Source organism: Kribbella sindirgiensis, from assembly GCF_004331435.1.
GTDB classification, from domain to species: Bacteria; Actinomycetota; Actinomycetes; order Propionibacteriales; family Kribbellaceae; genus Kribbella; species Kribbella sindirgiensis.
Window position 1 is genome coordinate 266,260 of the sequence record NZ_SJKA01000008.1, and the last position, 18,227, is coordinate 284,486.

The window sequence follows — 18,227 nt, forward strand, 5'->3', positions numbered from 1 at the left end:
TCAGAAGTCTGTGATAGTTGCGATAGATCAGATTACTGTAAGCTTCAACCATGGGTGCGGAACCGAGCCGGGAGGCCGTCAGTCAGTTCGTCGAGCGCTTCGCGGGCGTGCTGGCGAACAGCGGCGTACCGACGATGTCGGCCCGGGTGATGGGCGCGATGCTGGTCAGCCCGAACGGGACGATGACGGCGGCCGAGCTCGCCGAGTTGCTGCAGATCAGCCAGCCGGCCGTGTCCGGCGCCGTCCGCCAGCTGCTCCAGGTCTCGTTCATCTCCCGCGAGCGGCTGCCGGGCTCGCGTAAGGACCACTACCGGATCCGCGAGGACGTCTTCGCCGCGATCCTGGAGCGCCGCAACCTCGCGCTCACCGAGTGGGAGTCGACCAGCCGCTCCGGCGCATCACTGTTCGGCGAGGACTCCCCCGTCGGCCAGCGGCTGACCGAGGCCGCCGACTTCTTCGCGTTCATCCACGCCGACATGGACCAGATGATCAAGGAGTGGCGGGCGAAACACCCGCGATGAACCGCCGCGAAGCCAAGCAGCTCGTCGGTACGGCGTGGCTGAACAGCTCGTACCGCACCGCGTGGGAGACGCGCATCATGCGCCGCCGGGTCCCGCTCTACCGCATCGGGATCGCGGCCCTGCGCGCGCTGAACGCCGTCACCGGCGGACCGAACCGCCCGTCGCTGAAGGTCACCCGCTGGGAGCGGGTCGGGCCGCACGGCGGGACCTTCGTGATGGACAAGCTCGAGACGATGACCGGGCGCACCGATCACCCGGTCACGTCGCGGGCCGAGCTGCGTGCGCGGACGTCGTTCGCGTCGCGCCTGGCGCGTGCGGTGTCCGCCGACGAGTGGCCGCAGATCATCGCCGAGTACGACCGGCGCCGGCGTGGTGAGCAACCGCAGTACCGCTATGTCGGCCATCGGCCGCTGAACGCGACGTCGCACGCGCTGATGGACGAGGCGTGGGTGCGAGGCGACCTGCCGACGGATCCGTTCCGGGCCTGGAACGTGCTGAAGTACGAGGACGAAGGCGCGTTCTACAGCGAGTTCTTCACGCACGGCAATGCGCGCGGGTATCCCGGCGGCGAGACGAATCCGGGGTTCCAGCTCGGCCGGATCATGTGCGACGTCCACTGGCGCGACACCGCGACCCTCACCGGCGAACGAGCGATCCTCCGTCGGAGCCGCTTTCTCCGGGCGAAGGAACTGGTCAAGTTCCTTCGGATCGAGCTCAAAGAGGTCTTCCGGCCGCCGACCGGGTCCGTCGCACCGGCCGCCGCGACGTCCGAGGACGTCTACACGCCGGAGGTCGTGGCGGCCGTCGCCGACTTCGTGAAACCCGAGCCGCTCCGCTCCCCGACCGCTCGCGGTGAGACCCGAACCGACCAGCGGCTGGCGTCGGCGATCGACGTCGTGGCCAAGGCGCTGCCGCCGACGGTCACCGAACAGGCGGCGGAGGCAGCACGACCTGGAGGCGGCGGGCCACCGCCAGCGCAATCTCATCAGCCCCGTGCGGCGCAACAACCTGCATCCCCACCGGGAGCCCGTCCGACAGACCGGCGGGAACGCTCACCGCGGGATGGCCGGTGACGTTGAAGATCCAGCACGGGTCGGCGGTGATGATGTTCTGCTCGTGCTGGTCGTAGCCGTGGGCAACGGTCAGTGTGGTCGGTGTGACCAGCACATCCACCGCGGTGAACAGATCTGCCAGCGCGGTGTTGTTGTGATCCCTGATGAAGCGAGCCCGATTCGCGGCGGCAGCCTCCGCGCCGCGCCCGTTGTCGAGGTCCGACAGCACCGGCCAAGCCTCCTCCGTCGACTCCAGCTCCAGCGGTACGTCGACCACGTCGACACCCGCCGTGGCCAGCCGCTCCCGCACAACGCGATCCACGTCCGGATCAGCCGGCGACGCCCCCAGCGTCGACCGATACGCCACCCGCCACCGCCTGCCCTGTCCTTGAGCATCCACCAACCATGAATCGCCGTCAGATTTGGTTGGTGGGTGCTCAAGGTCGCTCGGCCAGTGCGGTAGGGCTGTGGGGTCGAGGCGGTGCGGGCCGCGCCGCTCCACCCGCGGTCGAGCCGCCCGGCGACCGCGTGAGATCCCACGGATTGCGGGTGTACTCGGTCCCGTTCCATCCGAACGTCAGCGAGACCGCACCCGGTCGCGCCCGTGTCGCCCAGCCGATCGGGATCGCGCCTGCGGCGATCAGCCGGGACAGGATCGGCGACTCCGGCGGCGTACGCGCCTTGATCAGGAACGGTACGCCGGCCAACGGCCCACTCGGCTCCAACCGCTCGGCAGCACGAAGTGCCCGGTCCGCGTCCAGCTCATCCAGGAAATGCAGCACCGGATCGAACTCCCGGGCCGCCTGGAGAGCGCGGTTTACGATCTCCAGCGCAGACACCGCCCCCGACCGCACCTGCTCAGCAACAGCCCGAGCGGTCATTGGGCGACGAGGGTGGAGGCGACGGTCGAGCCACTCGCTTTGATCGTGATTCGACTTGGTTGCTTCCGGCTTCGACTTGCCCAACGCCATCCACGCCTCCTGTGAGTCACCGACTCAGAGCGTAAATGGTGTTTCGGGGCCGCACACAGTAGAAAAGGGCCCATGTCCGAACAGCAGCCGCCCCCTCACCCGCCTCAGATGCCTGGTGGGCCTGCGGCGTACGCGCCACCGCAAGTCCGGGTGATCAGCGCCGCCTATCGGCGATGGGCCCGGATTCTCATCGGGCTGGCAATCGCCGTCGCGGTCCTCATGGTGGTTGCGCTCGTGGCGAGCTTTGTCCTGCTTGCAGTGGCGGACGCGGACGTGGACAACGCTGCCTATGGTTACCTCGCCATCTTTCTCTGGTTCGCGATCTTCGGCGCGATCCCGTTCTTGCTCGGGCTCGGCATCCCCGGTGTGGTCATGACGCGGCGTGTGCGGCAGCAGCGGACCACATGAGCCGTCACCGACTCAGCGCGTAGACGGCGATCGCGGCGAAGTCGTCTGCCGGTTCCGAGGCTTGCCAGGAGCGCACGTCGTCGACGTAGCGCGAGCCGTGGCCGGTGAACTCGGCGTACCGGTCGACACCGTCGGCGGGACACGGGTTCATCCCGTCGAGGTGATCCCCGAGCCCTTCATCGAACAGGGACGCGGAGTTGGGCCCGTTGACCACCGCCCCGGTCAGCGTGCGGCCGGTGATGTTCGCGATCTGGTGGTGCGGACAGCGCTCCGCGTTCCGGCCGACGCCGACCATGAACGACACACCCCACGCGTTCGCCCCGAAGTTCCAGTCGAGCTGCTGCTGCCCGAAAGCGTCGTACCGCCGGTCTCCCGTCGCCGTCCGGTAGAGCCGCGCGGTCGCGGCGAGCCCGAAGGCATGCGGTACGGCGTCGAAGTTGTCGTACTGCGCTCCCGCCCGGAACGGATCCGCCGCGGCCCGCGACGCCCCGATCTCCAACTGAGCCCGCAGATCGCCGACCAGCTTGGACACGAGCGGCCGATCGGTGCGCGCGGCCCGGATCAGATCGGCATGCGCCAACGCGCTCACGTCGTACAGGTTGAGCGTGTCGCCGCCCGCCTCGTGCTCGATGTACTGCGTCGCCCAGTACGCCGCCTGCTTCAGCCAGGTCCGGCCCCGCGGGTCACCCAATCGCCGAGCAGCCAGGGCGAGTTCGGTGGCGCCCAGCTCGAGATCGTCCCGCCACGCCGTCTCCGGGTAGAACGCGAACGGCAGCGAGGTCACCAACTGGCCGACGTTCTTCGTCTGAGCCTGCGCGAGAATCTGGGCTGCCGTTTCGAGGTGCCGACGGGCCGACGCCCGGTCCGGCTCGACCTGCGCGGCGAGCGCGAACGCCGCCGCCGTACGACCGGCGAGGTTCGGGCTGATCGGCTGCCCCGGGGCCGCGGCGCGGAACACCGGGCGGTTCCGCAGGAAGCGCTCCGACGGATCGGTGAGGTTGTCGTCGACACCGGGCAGCCGCCAGATGTCGTGGTCGCCGATGAACGTCTCCTCGGCATTGCCGGTCCCGACGCCGACCTGGATGTACAGCGTCCGCGTCCGCTCGTCCCACATCTTGCCGAGCCAGTCCAGCCCGTGCCGCGCCTCCGCCGGCACCTTCCGGTCCGGCCGTCGCGCATCCCGGGCCGATGCCCACAGCAACGAATCCGAGTACGCCGCGATGTGCGTGAACTTGAGGTAGTCGCCCGCGTCGTACCACCCGCCGGTGACGTCGACCGGCCCGCCGATCCGCTGCAGCTCGCCGACGGTCTGGTCGGTGTCCGGATCCACGAACTCGGGCGTCTCGTAGACGAGTGCCCGCGCGTCGTTGCGGTGCGCCGTGTCGCGCTGAGCCGTGAAGAAGGAGACGGCCTTGTCCTTGGCGCCGGTCAGCAGGCGGTCCGACGACGCCCGGATCTCGAACGGTGCCGATGGCAGGCCCGGCACCTCGATCCGATAGGTCCCCGGCACCTTCAGCGCGGACAGATCCAGTTGATAGACGTGCGGGTACGCCGCGTTCCACTCCCCCACGTCCTTGCCGACCGGGCCGCTCAGGACCCGGCGCCCATGCCGGTCCACAACCGCGTAGCGGGTCACGGCCGAACGGCTCAGCACGTACGCCGCCTTGCCGTCGAAGGCGCCGTACCCGAGCTGATTCACGCGAACCGCCCCGGCCACACCATCTGCCGCACTCACCGGACCCACCGACCCCACGACCAGACCCGCTGCCAGAACCATCGCTCCGACCCGACGCCAGGACCCCACGACTGTCTCCCTCCGACCAATCGTTAGGAAAGTTTCCTATTACTTGAACGGACGGTAGCGCACCGGACTCCCGGAGTACAGACCTCAGCGATCGACCCGGACCGCCGCCCAGAGCACGAGGCCCGCGAAACCGGCGGCCACCAGCACGCACGCCACCGCGATCCCCGACAGGCTGATCAGCGCCCCGAAGCCGACCATCGCGAGCGGCATCATCGCCTCGTCGGACAGGTTCACGATGCTGAAGCTGCGCCCCAGGTACGTCGGGTCCACGCTCTGCTGGAACGCCGCGGACAGCTGCGCCGACGCGATCCCCGCCGTACAGCCGATCATCGCCATCGCGACGAAGACACCGAGCTTCGGCATCAGCCCGATCATCGCGCACCCGGCCGCCTGGACGACCAGCGTGAGCAGACCGGACCGCGCCAGGTCGGCCGGCTTCCAGCGCATCGCGACCAGTGCACCCACCGCGGCCGCGACCCCCGAGCACGCCTCGAACCAGCCGTACCAGGCCGAGCCCCAGCCGGCGGAGTGGGTGCGCTGCACCAGGCCGACGGCGAGGATCGGGCCGACGCACAGATTCAGGCCCGAGAACGCGATCACCAGCGTCCGCGCCCGGGCGTCCCGCTTGAGGTAGGCGAACCCGTCGCGCAGGTCGGCGCGGATCGAGTGGCCGGTGGAGACCGGCTGCGGGAGGCGCGGCTTCACCAGGAACGCCAGCGCCACCGCGATCACCACGAACGACGCCGCGTCGACGATCATCACGGTGATCAGGCCGCCGTGCGCAACCAGCAGTCCGCCGAGCGGGGCGCCCGCGAAGACCGCGAGCCGCTGCGCCAGCTGGGAACCCGCCGACAGCTTGACCAGGTCCTCCGAGCGGACCATGCGCCGCGGCAGCGTCCCGGACGCCGGCGTGTAGAGCGCGTCGACCGCGCCGAACACGACCGCCACAACCACTAGCAGTGCTAGGGAGAGCCCCCAGACCGCCACCGCCGTCGCGGCCACCACCAGGACGACGATCCGCGCCAGGTTGGCGAGGATCATCGTCCGGCGGCCGTCGAAACGGTCCGCGAGCGCACCGCCGTACAGCAGGATGAGCGCCTTCGGCAGCGCTCCGATCCCCATCACCAGACCCGCACCGGCCGGGCTCGTGACCTGTGCGGCACTCCACGCCAGCCCGACGTACCAGGCCATGTCGCCGGCCTGCGACACCGCGGCCGACGCGATCCATCCGTGCACCCGACGGTCTCTCCGGAGCGGCGGGAAGACCGTCGTGCTCATGGCCGGGCGGGTACGGCGTGGGCGAAGAAGAAGACCCGATGCGCATCGTCACCCTCGGCCGGGTTCTCGTAGTACGACCGGACGAGGTCCTCGATCCGTTCACTCAGCTCGCTGAGCTGATCGGGCGTCAATGTGAGCCATCTCTCGGTGGCGTACGCCGCCCGCACCCAGGGCTCCTCGAACTCGTACCGCATGTCGAACCACTGGCGCACCTTGCCGACGTGATGGGCCAGGTTCGCGTCCTCGGCCGTGGCCGCCACCAACTCGGCCGCCGGATCACCGGCAGCGTCCGCGATCGACCAGGAGTACCCCGAGGTGTCGCCGAGCTTCCACCACCGCTCGCGGCGGTTCTTGGCCAGCTCCGGAGCTTCGACGATCACGCCCGCGGACGCGAGAACCTTCAGGTGATGGCTGATATTGCCGACAAGTTCTCCGGTGGCGTCGGCCAGCCGGGACGCGGTCGCGGGCCCGTTGATGTGGATCAGGTCAAGTAGCCGGCGGCGCAGCGGGTGGTGCATGGCGGCGAGGACGGACGGTGTCACCGTCCGGCGGTTCGGAGGTGTCATGAACAGCACCGTAGCTTCCACAAGAACTCTTGCACAAGAACTCTTGTGCGACGCATTCCATAGCCGATTCAATCAACACCAGACTGGTAGAGATAGCCGTATCGTGAGATTGCGTCTCAGGATGTAGGAATGGGAGTTGATTTGTCAGCGGTTGGCGCTGACGCTTGTGGACATGCTCGCTGCCCTCTCCACCCACCTCGTAGGTCGCATTCATGTCGACCTCGGGCGGATGCGCAGCGCCATCTGTTGTCCTTCGATGTTCTGACAGCCACCCTGCCAGGGCCAATGACGGCCCCTGATCACCCCCGATCACCGCTGGGTGCGCACCGCGCGGAACGTATCGAACCGACGACGCTTCGATCAGTCCGCCCGCAGGTTCGCACCTGTCACGAGGACAAGGACACGCCCCGGATGACTGCCGGCGTCACCTCCCCCGCCCGCAAACCGGCCCGCCCCCGCAAGGGCAAGGGCGAAGGCCAGTGGGCGCTTGGATACCGCGAGCCGCTGAACAAGAACGAAGAGAACAAGAAGAACGACGACGGCCTGAACGTCCGGGCCCGGATCGAGAACGTCTACGCGCACCGCGGCTTCGACTCGATCGACCCCGCCGACCTGCGCGGCCGGTTCCGTTGGTGGGGTCTGTACACGCAGCGCAAGCCTGGGATCGACGGCGGCAAGACCGCGACGCTCGAGCCGGAGGAGCTGGACGACCGCTACTTCATGATGCGGGTCCGGGTCGAGGGCGGCCAGCTGACCACCGAGCAGCTCCGGGTGATCGCCGAGATCTCCACCAAGTACGCGCGCGACACCGCCGACATCACCGACCGGCAGAACATCCAGCTGCACTGGATCGCGATCGAGGACGTGCCGGCGATCTGGGAGCAGTTGGAGGCGGTCGGGCTGTACACGACCGAGGCGTGCGGCGACGTACCGCGGGTCGTCATCGCGAGCCCGGTCGCAGGGATCGCGGCCGACGAGATCATCGACCCGACGCCGGCCATCGACGAGATCGTCTCGAAGTACATCGGCAGCGCCGAGTTCTCCAACCTGCCGCGCAAGTTCAAGACCGCGCTCACCGGGCACCCGTCGCACGACGTCGTACCGGAGGTCAACGACATCGCGTTCGTCGGCGTCGTACACCCCGAGCACGGCCCCGGCTTCGACCTGTGGGTCGGAGGCGGCCTGTCGACGAACCCGATGCTCGCGCAGCGCCTCGGCACCTGGATCCCGCTGGACGAGGTCGCCGAAGCCTGGTGGGGCGTCACCAGCATCTTCCGCGACTACGGCTACCGCCGGCTGCGGACGCGGGCCCGGCTGAAGTTCCTGCTCGCGGACTGGGGCGTCGAGAAGTTCCGCGAGGTCCTGGAGGACAAGTACCTGAAGCGGAAGCTGATCGACGGCCCGGCGCCCGAGGTCCCCGCGATCCAGGGTGACCACATCGGCATCCACCAGCAGAAGGACGGCAAGTACTTCGTCGGCGTCGCGCCGGTCGTCGGCCGGGTCTCCGGTACGTCGCTCGCGCAGGTCGCCGACGTGGTGGCGCGGCACGGGTCGGACCGGATCCGGACGACCGCGCAGCAGAAGCTGCTCGTACTCGACGTCGAGGCCGACCGGGTCGACTCGCTGGTCGCCGAGCTCGACGCGCTCGGGTACCAGGCGAAGCCGTCGGCATGGCGGCGGAACACGATGGCCTGCACCGGGATCGAGTTCTGCAAGCTGGCGATCGTCGAGACCAAGGCGAAGGCGGCGCAGCTGATCAACGAGCTCGAGGAGCGGATCCCCGAACTCGACGTACCGATCACGGTGAACGTCAACGGCTGCCCGAACTCGTGCGCCCGGATCCAGGTCGCGGACATCGGCCTGAAGGGCCAGCTCGTGCTGGATGCCGACGGCAACCAGGTGCCGGGCTACCAGGTGCACCTCGGCGGCGGCCTCGGCCTGGACGCCGGCTTCGGCCGGAAGCTCCGCGGTCACAAGGTCACCGCGGACGGCCTCACCGATTACGTGGAACGCGTCACCCAGAACTTCCTGAAGGAGCGCAACGAAGGCGAGCGCTTCGCCCAGTGGGTTACCCGAGCGGACCAGGAGGCACTTCAGTGAGTGAACGAGCTGCACCTCTTTACTGCCCGTACTGCGGGGACGAGGACCTCAGGCCCTCTGAGGAAGGCCATGGCGCGTGGGAGTGCCGGCCGTGTGCGCGGGTGTTCCAGCTGAAGATGATCGGGTTGCGGGTGACAGTGGAATGAGTGACTTGAAGACGATCGCCGAGGAGGCGAACGAACGGCTGGCCGAGGCGTCGGCCGTGGAGGTGCTCGCGTGGGCCCGTGAGACGTTCGGCGACGAACTCGTCGTCACCGCCTCGATGGCCGACGGTGCGCTCCCCCACCTGGCGGCGCAGGCGGCGCCGGGCGTCGACGTACTGTTCCTCGACACCGGCTACCACTTCGCCGAGACGATCGGGACCCGCGACGCGGTGGCAGCGACCCTGCCGATCCACCTGATCAACGCGACCCCGAAGCAGACCGTCGCGGAGCAGGACGCGGAGTACGGCGAGAAACTCCACGACCGCGACCCGAACAAGTGCTGCGCGCTGCGCAAGGTCGAGCCGCTGAACCGGTACCTGTCCGGCTACAAGGCCTGGGTCACCGGCATCCGCCGCGAGGAGGCGCCGACCCGCGCGAACACACCCGTCGTCGAGTACGACGAGAAGCGCGACATGGTGAAGCTCAACCCGATCGCGCCGTGGACGCAGGAGGACCTGGACAGCTACATCCAGGACAACGGCGTACTGGTGAACCTGCTGCAGTACGACGGCTACCCGTCGATCGGCTGCGAGCCGTGCACGCAGCAGGTCGCGCCCGGTGAGGACCCGCGCAGCGGCCGCTGGGCGGGCACCGGCAAGGTGGAATGCGGGTTGCACACATGACCGCGCCAGTGATCAACACAGTGACAGAGCTCGATGCGCTCGAAAGCGAATCGATCTTCGTGTTCCGTGAGGTGGCGGCGGAGTTCGAGCGGCCGGTGATCCTGTTCTCCGGCGGCAAGGACTCGATCGTGATGCTGCACCTGGCGCGGAAGGCGTTCTCGCCGGCCGGGGTGCCGTTCACGCTGCTGCACGTCGACACCGGCCACAACTTCCCCGAAGTACTCGCCTATCGCGACGCGGTCGTCGAGCAGCTCGGGCTGCGGCTCGAGGTGGCGAAGGTTGAGGACTACATCGCGGACGGCCGGTTGCGGGAGCGCACCGACGGGACGCGGAACCAGCTGCAGACCATTCCGTTGCTGGACGCGATCAACGCGCACCGGTTCGACGCCGTCTTCGGCGGCGGCCGGCGCGACGAGGAGCGGGCCCGGGCGAAGGAGCGGATCTTCAGCCTGCGCGACGAGTTCGGTCAGTGGGACCCGCGCAACCAGCGCCCGGAGTTGTGGTCGCTGTACAACGGCCGGCACCGGCCGGGTGAGCACGTGCGGGTGTTCCCGCTGTCGAACTGGACCGAGCTGGACATCTGGAACTACATCGAGCGCGAGCAGATCCCGCTGCCGAGCATCTACTACGCGCACGAGCGGGACGTGTTCGAGCGCGACGGCATGCTGCTTGCCGTCGGCCCCTACTCGCAGCCGCGCGACGGCGAAACCGTTGCCCGGCGCACCGTTCGGTACCGGACCGTGGGCGACATGTCCTGCACCGGAGCGGTCGCGAGCGGAGCGACATCCGCGGCCGAGGTCGTCATCGAGGTCGCGGCCAGCGAGATCACCGAGCGGGGCGCCACCCGCGCCGATGACCGGGCCAGCGAGGCCGCGATGGAAGACCGCAAGCGAGAGGGGTACTTCTGATGAGCACCCTGTTGCGTCTGGCAACGGCCGGCTCGGTGGACGACGGCAAGTCGACGCTGGTCGGGCGGTTGCTGCACGACTGCAAGGCGATCCTCGCCGACCAGATCGCGCATGTGAAGACGGTCTCCGAGGCACGTGGCGGCGACTTCGACTTCGCCCTACTGACCGACGGCCTGCGCGCCGAACGCGAGCAGGGCATCACGATCGACGTCGCCTACCGGTACTTCGCGACCGAGAAGCGCTCGTTCATCCTGGCCGACTGCCCCGGGCACGTGCAGTACACCCGGAACACCGTGACGGGTGCATCGACGGCGGACGTGGTGATCATCCTGGTCGACGCCCGCCACGGCGTACTCGAGCAGACCCGCCGGCATCTCGCCGTCGCCGGCCTGCTCCGGGTGCCGCACGTCGTCCTCGCGGTGAACAAGATCGACCTGGTCGGCTACGACGAGGCCGTGTTCACCAAGATCGCCAAGGACGTCGGCGAGGTCGCCGATCAGCTCGGCATCGCCGACCTGCAGGCGATCCCGGTCTCCGCGCTCGTCGGCGACAACGTCGTCGAGCACTCCGCGGACACCTCCTGGTACGACGGGCCGACGCTGCTCGAGGTCCTGGAGAACGCGAACGGACGCACCGACACCTCGAACCAGCCACTGCGGTTCCCGGTCCAGTACGTGATCCGCCCGCAGACCGAGGAGTACCGCGACTACCGCGGCTACACCGGAACCGTTGCCTCCGGCACCGTCACGGTCGGCGACCCGGTGATCGTGCTGCCCGCGGGACGCCGTACGTCGATCGCCGGGATCGACCGCCCCGTCGTCACCGCCACGTCGACCGCGGTCGTCGAACGGCCGTCCGCGATCGCCGGTGAAGCCGTCACGGTCCGGCTGGCCGACGACATCGACGTGGCCCGCGGCTCGGTGATCGTCGCCGCCGAGCACTCCCCCGGCACCCGCCGGGAACTCGCCGCCACCATCAGCTGGTTGTCCGACCGGCCGCTCACCGTCGGGGCCCGGGTGCTGATCAAGCACACCACCACCACCGCGCAGGCGATCGTCACCAAGATCACCGGCGCGCTGGACCTCGACACGCTCGGTGTCATCGACGCCGCCGAGCTCGACCTGAACGACATCGGCAAGGTGCAACTCAAGATCGCCGCACCGCTCGCCGCCGACCCGTACTCCAGCAACGCCATCACCGGATCGTTCCTGCTGATCGACGCCCACGACGGGTGGACCCTCGCGGCCGGAATGATCGACGACGAAGAAGGGGAACTGCTATGACTGCGCCAGCTCTCGTAGTCCTCGCCCACGGCAGCCGCGATCCGCGTTCGGCCGCCACCGTCCACGCCCTCGTCAAGTGCCTGCGCGAGATGCGTGACGACCTGCGGATCGAAGCCTCCTTCCTCGACCACTGCCCGCCCACGCCGTACCAGGTGCTCGGCAAGCTCGCCGCCGAAGGCGTCGAAGAGGTCGTCGTCCTGCCGTTGCTCCTGTCGGCCGCGTACCACGCGCGGATCGACGTACCGGCCGTCCTCGACGAGGCGCGCAGCCGGTTCCCGAACCTGCGGATCATCGCGTCCGACGTCCTCGGGTACGACGACACGCTGCTCGACGTACTCGACCGCCGGATGCGTGCCGAGCTGAAGGGCGGCCGGGTCCGTGAGCTGGACGCGCTGGTACTCGCGGCGGCCGGTTCGAGCGACTCGCACGCCAACGCGAGTGTCACCCGCCTCGCGCGGCTGTGGGGCCAGCGTCACCGCCTCCCGGTGACCGCCGCCTTCGTCTGCGCCGCCTCGCCGTCACCGGCCGAGGCCGTGCTCCAGTGGCGACTGGAGGGCCGTCGCCACGTCGCGGTCGGCTCCCTGTTCCTCGCGCCCGGCGTACTCCCCGACCGCGCCGAAACCACGTCCCGCCGCGCCGGCGCGGTCGCGGTCTCGGCCCCGCTCGGCGTCAGCGCGGAGGTAGCGCGCCTGGTCCTCCTCCGGTACGGCGTCGCCGGGCTCGACCTCCTGACCCTCGAGCCCGCCCCGCGTCCGGTGATCGCCCGTCCGATGTTGGTGCACTCCGCCTGACCCTGCGGGCAGGCAGAACTCCCGTTTCGGGCCCTCAAGCGGCCCTCTTCTGGGGGTTCTGCCTGCCTGTGCGTCCACTTCGGACAGCCGCCAGCACCTCCCCGACCCACCCCTCGTCCAGGATCACGTCCTCCCACGAGAACCGCAGCAAGGTCCAACCACGCATCGCGAGGTTGGTGTAACGACGACAGTCGCGGCGCAGGGCGTCGCGGGACGCGTGGTAGGCGAACGAATCCCCCGCGCCCGCAGCACCGACTCCAGGATCGACGCCCCACGGGCGTCTCCCGCCTCCACCTAGGTCCAGCTAGCCTGATATCTTGCTATCTATGGCGAAGGACGCGACCAAGAACATCCTGCTGCGGCTCGACCCGGACCTGGCCGAGCGGCTGCAGACCGTGGCGTCGGTGGAGGGCCGGTCGGTGTCGGACGTGGCACGCGAGGCGATCGCGGCATTGGTGGATCAGCGCCGGCAGGACGCGCAGTTCAGCGACCTGCTCGAGCAGAACCTCGTCCGGCACGAGGAGTCGTTGCGCCGGCTGCGCGGAGACGACTGATGCGCTACCTCGGCCGGTACGACGTTCTCGCCATCGCGGCCCGCGTGCTGCGGTGCGACTCCGACGACGTCGTCCGCCGGTCGAATCTCGACGCGATCGATCGGGTATTGGACGGCGTACGGCTGACCGGGAGCCTCGCGGAATCGGCGGGAGTGCTGCTCGCGGGTCTCGTGCGGGCCAGGCCGTTCGCCGGGGCGAACCGGGTGGTGGCGGTCGCGGTCGTGCTGCAGTTCGTCTCGCTGAACCGCGCCGAGCTGCAACTCGAGCCGGTGACCGACGTCGACGACCTGCTCGATCGGATCGCGGCCGGCGACGCCGGGCACAGCGAAGCCGCTGCCTTCATCCGGAGCCGGCTCGAGCATCACCCGGTGACCGCCGAGGACCTGCAGGAGCATCTGGAGATCGACCTGCTCGACGGCCTCGGCGACCTACTGCAGGACTGGTGGAGGGGAGATCCGATGTACGAGAAGTTCACCGAACCGGCGCGCCAGGTCATCGTGCTGGCACAGGACGAGGCCCGCCGGCTCGACCACGTGTACGTCGGCACCGAGCATCTCCTGCTCGGGCTGGTGACCTTGAGGCAGGGCGTCGCGTCCCGGGTGCTCGCCGACTTCGGCATCACGGCTCCGGCGGTGCGGGACCTGGTCGTGGAGATCATCGGCCGCGGCCGGAGCGGCGCGGCGGCGGGCGCGATCCCGTTCACCCCACGCGCGAAGAGCACCTTCGAGTTCGCGTGGGGTGAGGCGCGGGCGCGTGATGCGGATGTGGGGCCGGAGCACCTGCTCCTCGGCGTACTCCACGACGGCGACGGGGTCGGCGGTCAGATCATCACCAAGCTCGCCGAGAGCACCGACGAGGTACGCCGCAAGCTCGAGAAGCGGCTGAACTGGCGCCGGCGGTCGGAGGATCTCGTCACGGGCATGCTGGCCGAGGACCCCGCCAACACGTGGACGACGTACGGCCGCCGGCATCACCTGCTCGCCGAACTCAATGCCGTCCTCGAGGAGAACGAGCGCCTGCACGAGCAGGTCGCGAAACTCCGCGACCTCCTCCGCCGCCACGACATCGACCCGGACAGCTGAGGCTCACGTCGCCGCCAGGCGCTTCTTCTCCTTCTCCACGTCGAAGTCGGCCGTGGGCCACTGCGGGTTCAGCTCCTTGAGCGTCTCCAAGAGGATCGTGGTGACGGCCCAGTTGCGGTACCACTTGCGGTCGCTCGGGATCACGTACCAGGGCGCGTCAGGCGTGTTGCAGCGCTCGATCGCGGCGTGGTACGCCTCCATGTAGTCCGGCCACAGCTGCCGTTCGTCGACGTCTCCCGGGTTGTACTTCCAGTGCTTGGTCGGGTCGTCGAGCCGCGCCTCGAGCCGGGCGCGCTGCTCCTCGGGCGAGATGTGCAGGTAGCACTTCACGATCGTCACGCCGCTCGCGGTCAGCTCGGCCTCGAACTCGTTGATCTGGTCGTACCGACGGGTCCACACGTTCGGCGTGACCAGTTCGCGCACCCGGGCGATCAGCACGTCCTCGTAGTGCGACCGGTCGAAGACCCCGATCATCCCGTGCCCCGGCACGGCCTGCCGGATCCGCCACAGGAACCCGCGGCGCTTCTCGGACGGCGTCGGCGCCTTGAACGACGTGATCTTCAGCCCCTGCGGGTCCATCAGTCCCGCACCGTGCCGGATCACCCCGCCCTTACCGGAGGTGTCCATCCCCTGCAGCACCAGCAGAATGCTCCGCTCGCCACCGGTCCGGCCCTCGGCGAACAGCCGCTCCTGCCAGTCCGAGACCTCGGCGCCGAGGGCGTCGAGGGCGAGCTTGCCGTCGTCCTTGGTCCCGCTGAAACCCGCCGTCGCGCGGGTGTCGTACTTCGTCAGGTCGACCTCGCCGGCCGGCACCCGCAGCTGCTCCCGCAGTCCCCCACCGGCTGACTTCTCGCCCTTCTTCTGCTTCGCCATAAGGTCATCCTGCCCTATTCGTCACCGGGTTCCCCGGAGGTCCGGCGCGCACGATCGCGCCGGATTGCGCGAACGCACTCGGCGATGGTGATCGCGACCACGCCGGCGACGAACGCGGTCACCGCCCACGCCATCCCGCCCACCACGGCCAGATCGCATTGGTTGCTGCCGTCGTCGCACTCGGTGGATTCATAGACCGAGATGCCGATCGCGAAGGCCAGCAGCGTCAGCACTGCCGTCCCACACAGGTACAGCCAGGCACGGACCATCCACCGTCGCTCCTGATGCACCCGGTACTTCTGCCGCTCGGCGTCCGCTGCCCGCAACTCCTCGGCCATCGGGCCGGGCCCATCGGGCTCAGCAGGCTGCGCGCCGGTGGCGATCAGCCCAAAGCCGGTCAGCCCGAGCACGAACTCGAACAGCACGAGGCCACCCTCGTCCCGATGCCAGACGAATCGGAAGCCGTCGTCGCCGACGAGTTGCCAGAGCACACCGGCGAACAGAACGACCAGCGCGATCCCGGTCCGGAGCCGGGCCTTCGGCTCGGGCCAGGCGACCACGATCGAAGCCACCGCCGCGACGATCGCCAGCAGGCCGAGCGGCAGGATCCACTCCCCGCCGCCGACCCCGGACGTGTCGTCGAACTGCACGAACCTCCCCGCGAACAGGAAGCCGAGTCCCAAGGCGAGCAGCACCAGCGAGACGCCCGTACGTCGCTGTCCGTGCAGACTCATACCCTCAGGAAATCACGCGGTACGGGCCAACGCGATGAGTCTCGACAGAGCGCGGAGGTACTTCTTGCGGTAGCCGCCTTTGAGCATGTCCGCGGAGAACAGCTGGTCGAGAGGTACGCCGCCCGCGAGGAGCGGCAGGTTGCGGTCGTACAGGCGGTCCGCGAGCACCACCATCCGCAACGCCACGTTCTCGTCGGTCAGCGGCCGTACGTCGGTGATCGCCACCGTCTCGATCCCGTCGAGCAGAGCGCCGTACTTGCTCGGATGCAGCTCAGCCAGATGCCGGTGCAGGTCGACGAAGTGGTCGCAGGACGCGTTCGCGCGGACCGCGGCCTCCTGCTCGACCTTCTCGTCGGGCCACGGATCCGGCGCCACCGGGAGCCCGCGATGGCGGTAGTCGGGCCCGTCCACCCGCCGTACGTCGAACCGCGCGGAGAGCCCCTGGATCTCGCGGAGGAAGTCGACCGCCTGGAACCGGCCCTCGCCGAGCTTGTCGGGCAGCGTGTTCGAGGTCGCCGCGAACTCGACGCCGGCCTCGACGAGCTGGCCCAGCAGCCGCGAGATCAGCATCGTGTCGCCGGGATCGTCCAGCTCGAACTCGTCGACGCAGATCAGCCGGTACGACGACAGCGCCTCGACCGCGGTGCGCAGCCCGAGAGCACCGACCAGGTTGGTGAGCTCGACGAACGTGCAGTACATCTTTGGGCCGGCCGCCTCGTGCCAGAGCGAAGCGAGCAGGTGGGTCTTGCCAACACCGAATCCGCCGTCGAGATAGACGCCCGGCTTGTCCGGGGACTCGCTGCGTCCGCGCAACCGTGACCACAGCGACGGCGCCGGCCGCGGCCCGGCCAGCTTCTCGGCGCGCGCCACCAGCACCGCGAGCGCCTCCGCCTGCGAGGGCTCGTCCGGATCCGGGCGGTACGTGCCGAACCGGACGTCGGCGAACCGCGGCGGCGGCACGCACTCGGACAACAGCCGATCCGCCCCCACCACCGGCCACACCTCACTCAACCGCACCACCATGCGCCCAACCCTAACCACTCCACTTTGAGCACCCACCAACCAAGAATCAGCCGCCGAAATGGTTGGTGCGGGCACAAAGATGCTGCTGTGGCCTTGACCACTTTCTTACTTTCAGTTAGGAAGTTGAGTAGGCGATCGTGAGGAGTCTCCGATGAGCGAACAGCACGTGCGGCGGCGGACGGTTCTGAAAGGCGCGGTGGGAGCGGTTGGGCTCGGGGCTGCGCTGGCCGCTTGTGGGGGCAGTGACAGCGGGGGCGGCACCACGAGCGGCGGGAAGGCCGTGGTCCGGATGTGGTCCTGGTACAACGACCAGGAGGACCAGTTCCCGAAGCTGATCAGCGCGTTCGAGGCCGCGCACGGCAACATCAAGATCGAGAACCGGATCTTCGGCACCCCGGACCAGTACCTGCCCGCGTTGCAGGCGGCGGTCGCGGGCGGCGACGTACCGGAGATCTTCGCGCCGCACACGCGGGCGCTGACCTACGGCACCGGCGGGGTGTCGGCCGACCTGAAGCAGGAGCTCGGCGACGACTTCCTGAAGGACTTCTTCGACTCGGCCAACCAGGAGTACACGCTGGACGGCAAGCAGTACGCCGTCGGCTGGATGGCGCAGACGTTCGGGCTGTTCTACAACCCGGACCTGCTCAGGAACGCCGGCGTCGCGGAGGACGGTATCGAGACCTGGGACGACCTGATCGCGGCGGCCGCGAAGATCAAGGCGACCGGCAGGTTCCCGGTGGCGCTCAGCTGCAATCCCACCACCAGCTCGCTGGACTTCTTCCTGCCGCTGATCACCCAGGTCGCCGACGACCCGACGTACTACCTGAAGCTCGACCAGCTCAAGGACGGCGCGACGTACGAGGACCCGAAGGTGGTCCAGGCGATCGAGCTGCAGCAGAAGATCGTCAAGGCCGGTGTGTTCCAGCCGGGTACCACCGGCACCAGCGGCGACCAGGCGCCGCAGATCTTCTACACCGGGAAGTCCGCGATGCTGTTCAACGGCAGCTGGACGCCGCAGGGGCTGACCAAGGACGCGACACCGGCGTTCAACAAGTTGTACAAGGTGATGAAGACGCCGGCGATCGCGCCCGGCATGCGGCACTGGACGGCGAACCAGGCGGGCGCCGGGTGGGCGGTGTCGGCGACCAGCAAGAACAAGGACGCCGCGCTGGAGTTCCTGAAGTTCATGTACTCGGCCGAGCAGTACTCCCCCACGATGAACGAGTCGAACTCGATGCCGGCCACCAAGAGCGCCGCGCAGCGGATCGAGTTGCCGATCATGAAGCAGATGACGTCGTGGCTGCTCGACGGCGACGGCTGCCCGCACATCCCGTTCGGTCCCGGGTCGGTGGCGGCCGGCGATCCGCTGGCGAAGATCTTCGACGGCAGCGGCGAGCCGGCGGCGGTCGCCAAGGCGATGCAGCAGGCGGTGCAGAACGCCAAGGGCGGCTGA

Annotated in this window: 18 protein-coding genes; 10 read left to right on the plus strand and 8 right to left on the minus strand. The window is 68.9% G+C overall.

The annotated features are described in order from the left end of the window. Window positions 1–50 precede the first annotated feature (50 nt). Window positions 51–521, plus strand: coding sequence for a GbsR/MarR family transcriptional regulator (locus E0H50_RS24620; RefSeq protein ID WP_131292572.1), 471 nt, complete (start codon window positions 51–53; stop codon window positions 519–521). Window positions 522–1,442: 921 nt separating this feature from the next. On the opposite strand, the gene E0H50_RS24625 is transcribed toward E0H50_RS24620, so the two are convergent. Next, window positions 1,443–1,940, minus strand: coding sequence for an amidase family protein (locus tag E0H50_RS24625; RefSeq protein WP_165547281.1), 498 nt, complete (start codon window positions 1,938–1,940; stop codon window positions 1,443–1,445). A 70-nt stretch (window positions 1,941–2,010) separates the two neighbouring features. Beyond that, window positions 2,011–2,454 carry an amidase family protein gene (locus E0H50_RS24630; protein WP_165547282.1) on the minus strand — a complete coding sequence of 148 codons (444 nt, stop codon included), beginning with the start codon at window positions 2,452–2,454 and terminating at the stop codon, window positions 2,011–2,013. A 162-nt stretch (window positions 2,455–2,616) separates the two neighbouring features. Here E0H50_RS24630 and E0H50_RS43095 point away from each other — a divergent pair, with 162 nt between their 5' ends. Continuing rightward, window positions 2,617–2,952 (plus strand): hypothetical protein, encoded by a 336-nt coding sequence (locus E0H50_RS43095; RefSeq protein WP_165547283.1) that lies wholly within the window; start codon window positions 2,617–2,619, stop codon window positions 2,950–2,952. A 4-nt stretch (window positions 2,953–2,956) separates the two neighbouring features. Here the strand turns inward: E0H50_RS43095 and E0H50_RS24640 are convergent, their stop codons facing one another. The 3 genes from E0H50_RS24640 to E0H50_RS24650 all read right to left on the minus strand — a co-directional run bounded on the left by E0H50_RS24640 (window position 2,957) and on the right by E0H50_RS24650 (window position 6,600). Beyond that, on the minus strand, window positions 2,957–4,687 hold the full coding sequence (locus E0H50_RS24640; protein ID WP_238151182.1) for a glycoside hydrolase family 9 protein: 1,731 nt from the start codon (window positions 4,685–4,687) through the stop codon (window positions 2,957–2,959). A 153-nt stretch (window positions 4,688–4,840) separates the two neighbouring features. Further along, window positions 4,841–6,034: an MFS transporter gene (locus tag E0H50_RS24645; protein ID WP_131292583.1), complete on the minus strand. Its 1,194-nt coding sequence runs from the start codon at window positions 6,032–6,034 to the stop codon at window positions 4,841–4,843. Continuing rightward, window positions 6,031–6,600: an ArsR/SmtB family transcription factor gene (locus tag E0H50_RS24650; RefSeq protein ID WP_131292586.1), complete on the minus strand. Its 570-nt coding sequence runs from the start codon at window positions 6,598–6,600 to the stop codon at window positions 6,031–6,033. The genes E0H50_RS24645 and E0H50_RS24650 overlap by 4 nt, the downstream gene beginning before the upstream one ends. A 411-nt stretch (window positions 6,601–7,011) precedes the next feature. On the opposite strand from E0H50_RS24650, the gene E0H50_RS24655 reads away from it, so the two are divergent. The 7 genes from E0H50_RS24655 to E0H50_RS24690 all read left to right on the plus strand — a co-directional run bounded on the left by E0H50_RS24655 (window position 7,012) and on the right by E0H50_RS24690 (window position 14,144). After that, a complete protein-coding gene (locus E0H50_RS24655; RefSeq protein WP_131292589.1) occupies window positions 7,012–8,700 on the plus strand; it encodes a nitrite/sulfite reductase in 1,689 nt (562 codons plus the stop codon). Between the two features lie 142 nt (window positions 8,701–8,842). Next, entirely contained in the window at window positions 8,843–9,526 is a 684-nt protein-coding gene (locus E0H50_RS24660; RefSeq protein ID WP_131292592.1) for a phosphoadenylyl-sulfate reductase, read from the plus strand. Beyond that, a complete protein-coding gene (gene cysD / locus E0H50_RS24665) occupies window positions 9,523–10,434 on the plus strand; it encodes a sulfate adenylyltransferase subunit CysD (RefSeq protein WP_238151183.1) in 912 nt (303 codons plus the stop codon). Before E0H50_RS24660 ends, cysD begins: the two co-directional genes overlap by 4 nt. Beyond that, window positions 10,434–11,717 (plus strand): sulfate adenylyltransferase subunit 1, encoded by a 1,284-nt coding sequence (locus E0H50_RS24670; protein WP_131292598.1) that lies wholly within the window; start codon window positions 10,434–10,436, stop codon window positions 11,715–11,717. The genes cysD and E0H50_RS24670 overlap by 1 nt, the downstream gene beginning before the upstream one ends. Further along, window positions 11,714–12,508, plus strand: a complete 795-nt coding sequence (locus E0H50_RS24675; protein ID WP_131292601.1) for a sirohydrochlorin chelatase — start codon at window positions 11,714–11,716, stop codon at window positions 12,506–12,508. Before E0H50_RS24670 ends, E0H50_RS24675 begins: the two co-directional genes overlap by 4 nt. A gap of 326 nt (window positions 12,509–12,834) precedes the next feature. Continuing rightward, the gene (locus E0H50_RS24685) at window positions 12,835–13,062 is read left to right on the plus strand and encodes a ribbon-helix-helix protein, CopG family (protein ID WP_131292604.1); all 228 of its coding nucleotides are present in this window, start codon (window positions 12,835–12,837) and stop codon (window positions 13,060–13,062) included. Further along, complete coding sequence (locus E0H50_RS24690) at window positions 13,062–14,144, plus strand: Clp protease N-terminal domain-containing protein (RefSeq protein ID WP_131292607.1); 1,083 nt, start codon at window positions 13,062–13,064, stop codon at window positions 14,142–14,144. The genes E0H50_RS24685 and E0H50_RS24690 overlap by 1 nt, the downstream gene beginning before the upstream one ends. A gap of 3 nt (window positions 14,145–14,147) precedes the next feature. Here E0H50_RS24690 and E0H50_RS24695 read toward each other — a convergent pair whose 3' ends face one another. Genes E0H50_RS24695 through zapE form a run of 3 tightly spaced genes read right to left on the minus strand, consistent with a single transcriptional unit; the run spans window position 14,148 to window position 16,774 of the window. After that, a complete protein-coding gene (locus tag E0H50_RS24695) occupies window positions 14,148–15,017 on the minus strand; it encodes a polyphosphate kinase 2 family protein (RefSeq protein ID WP_131292610.1) in 870 nt (289 codons plus the stop codon). Window positions 15,018–15,031: 14 nt separating this feature from the next. Further along, window positions 15,032–15,751: a hypothetical protein gene (locus E0H50_RS24700; RefSeq protein WP_131292613.1), complete on the minus strand. Its 720-nt coding sequence runs from the start codon at window positions 15,749–15,751 to the stop codon at window positions 15,032–15,034. Between the two features lie 12 nt (window positions 15,752–15,763). Continuing rightward, window positions 15,764–16,774: a cell division protein ZapE gene (gene zapE, locus E0H50_RS24705; protein WP_131292615.1), complete on the minus strand. Its 1,011-nt coding sequence runs from the start codon at window positions 16,772–16,774 to the stop codon at window positions 15,764–15,766. A gap of 151 nt (window positions 16,775–16,925) precedes the next feature. Between zapE and E0H50_RS24710 the strand changes: the two genes are divergently transcribed. Further along, complete coding sequence (locus E0H50_RS24710; protein ID WP_131292617.1) at window positions 16,926–18,227, plus strand: ABC transporter substrate-binding protein; 1,302 nt, start codon at window positions 16,926–16,928, stop codon at window positions 18,225–18,227.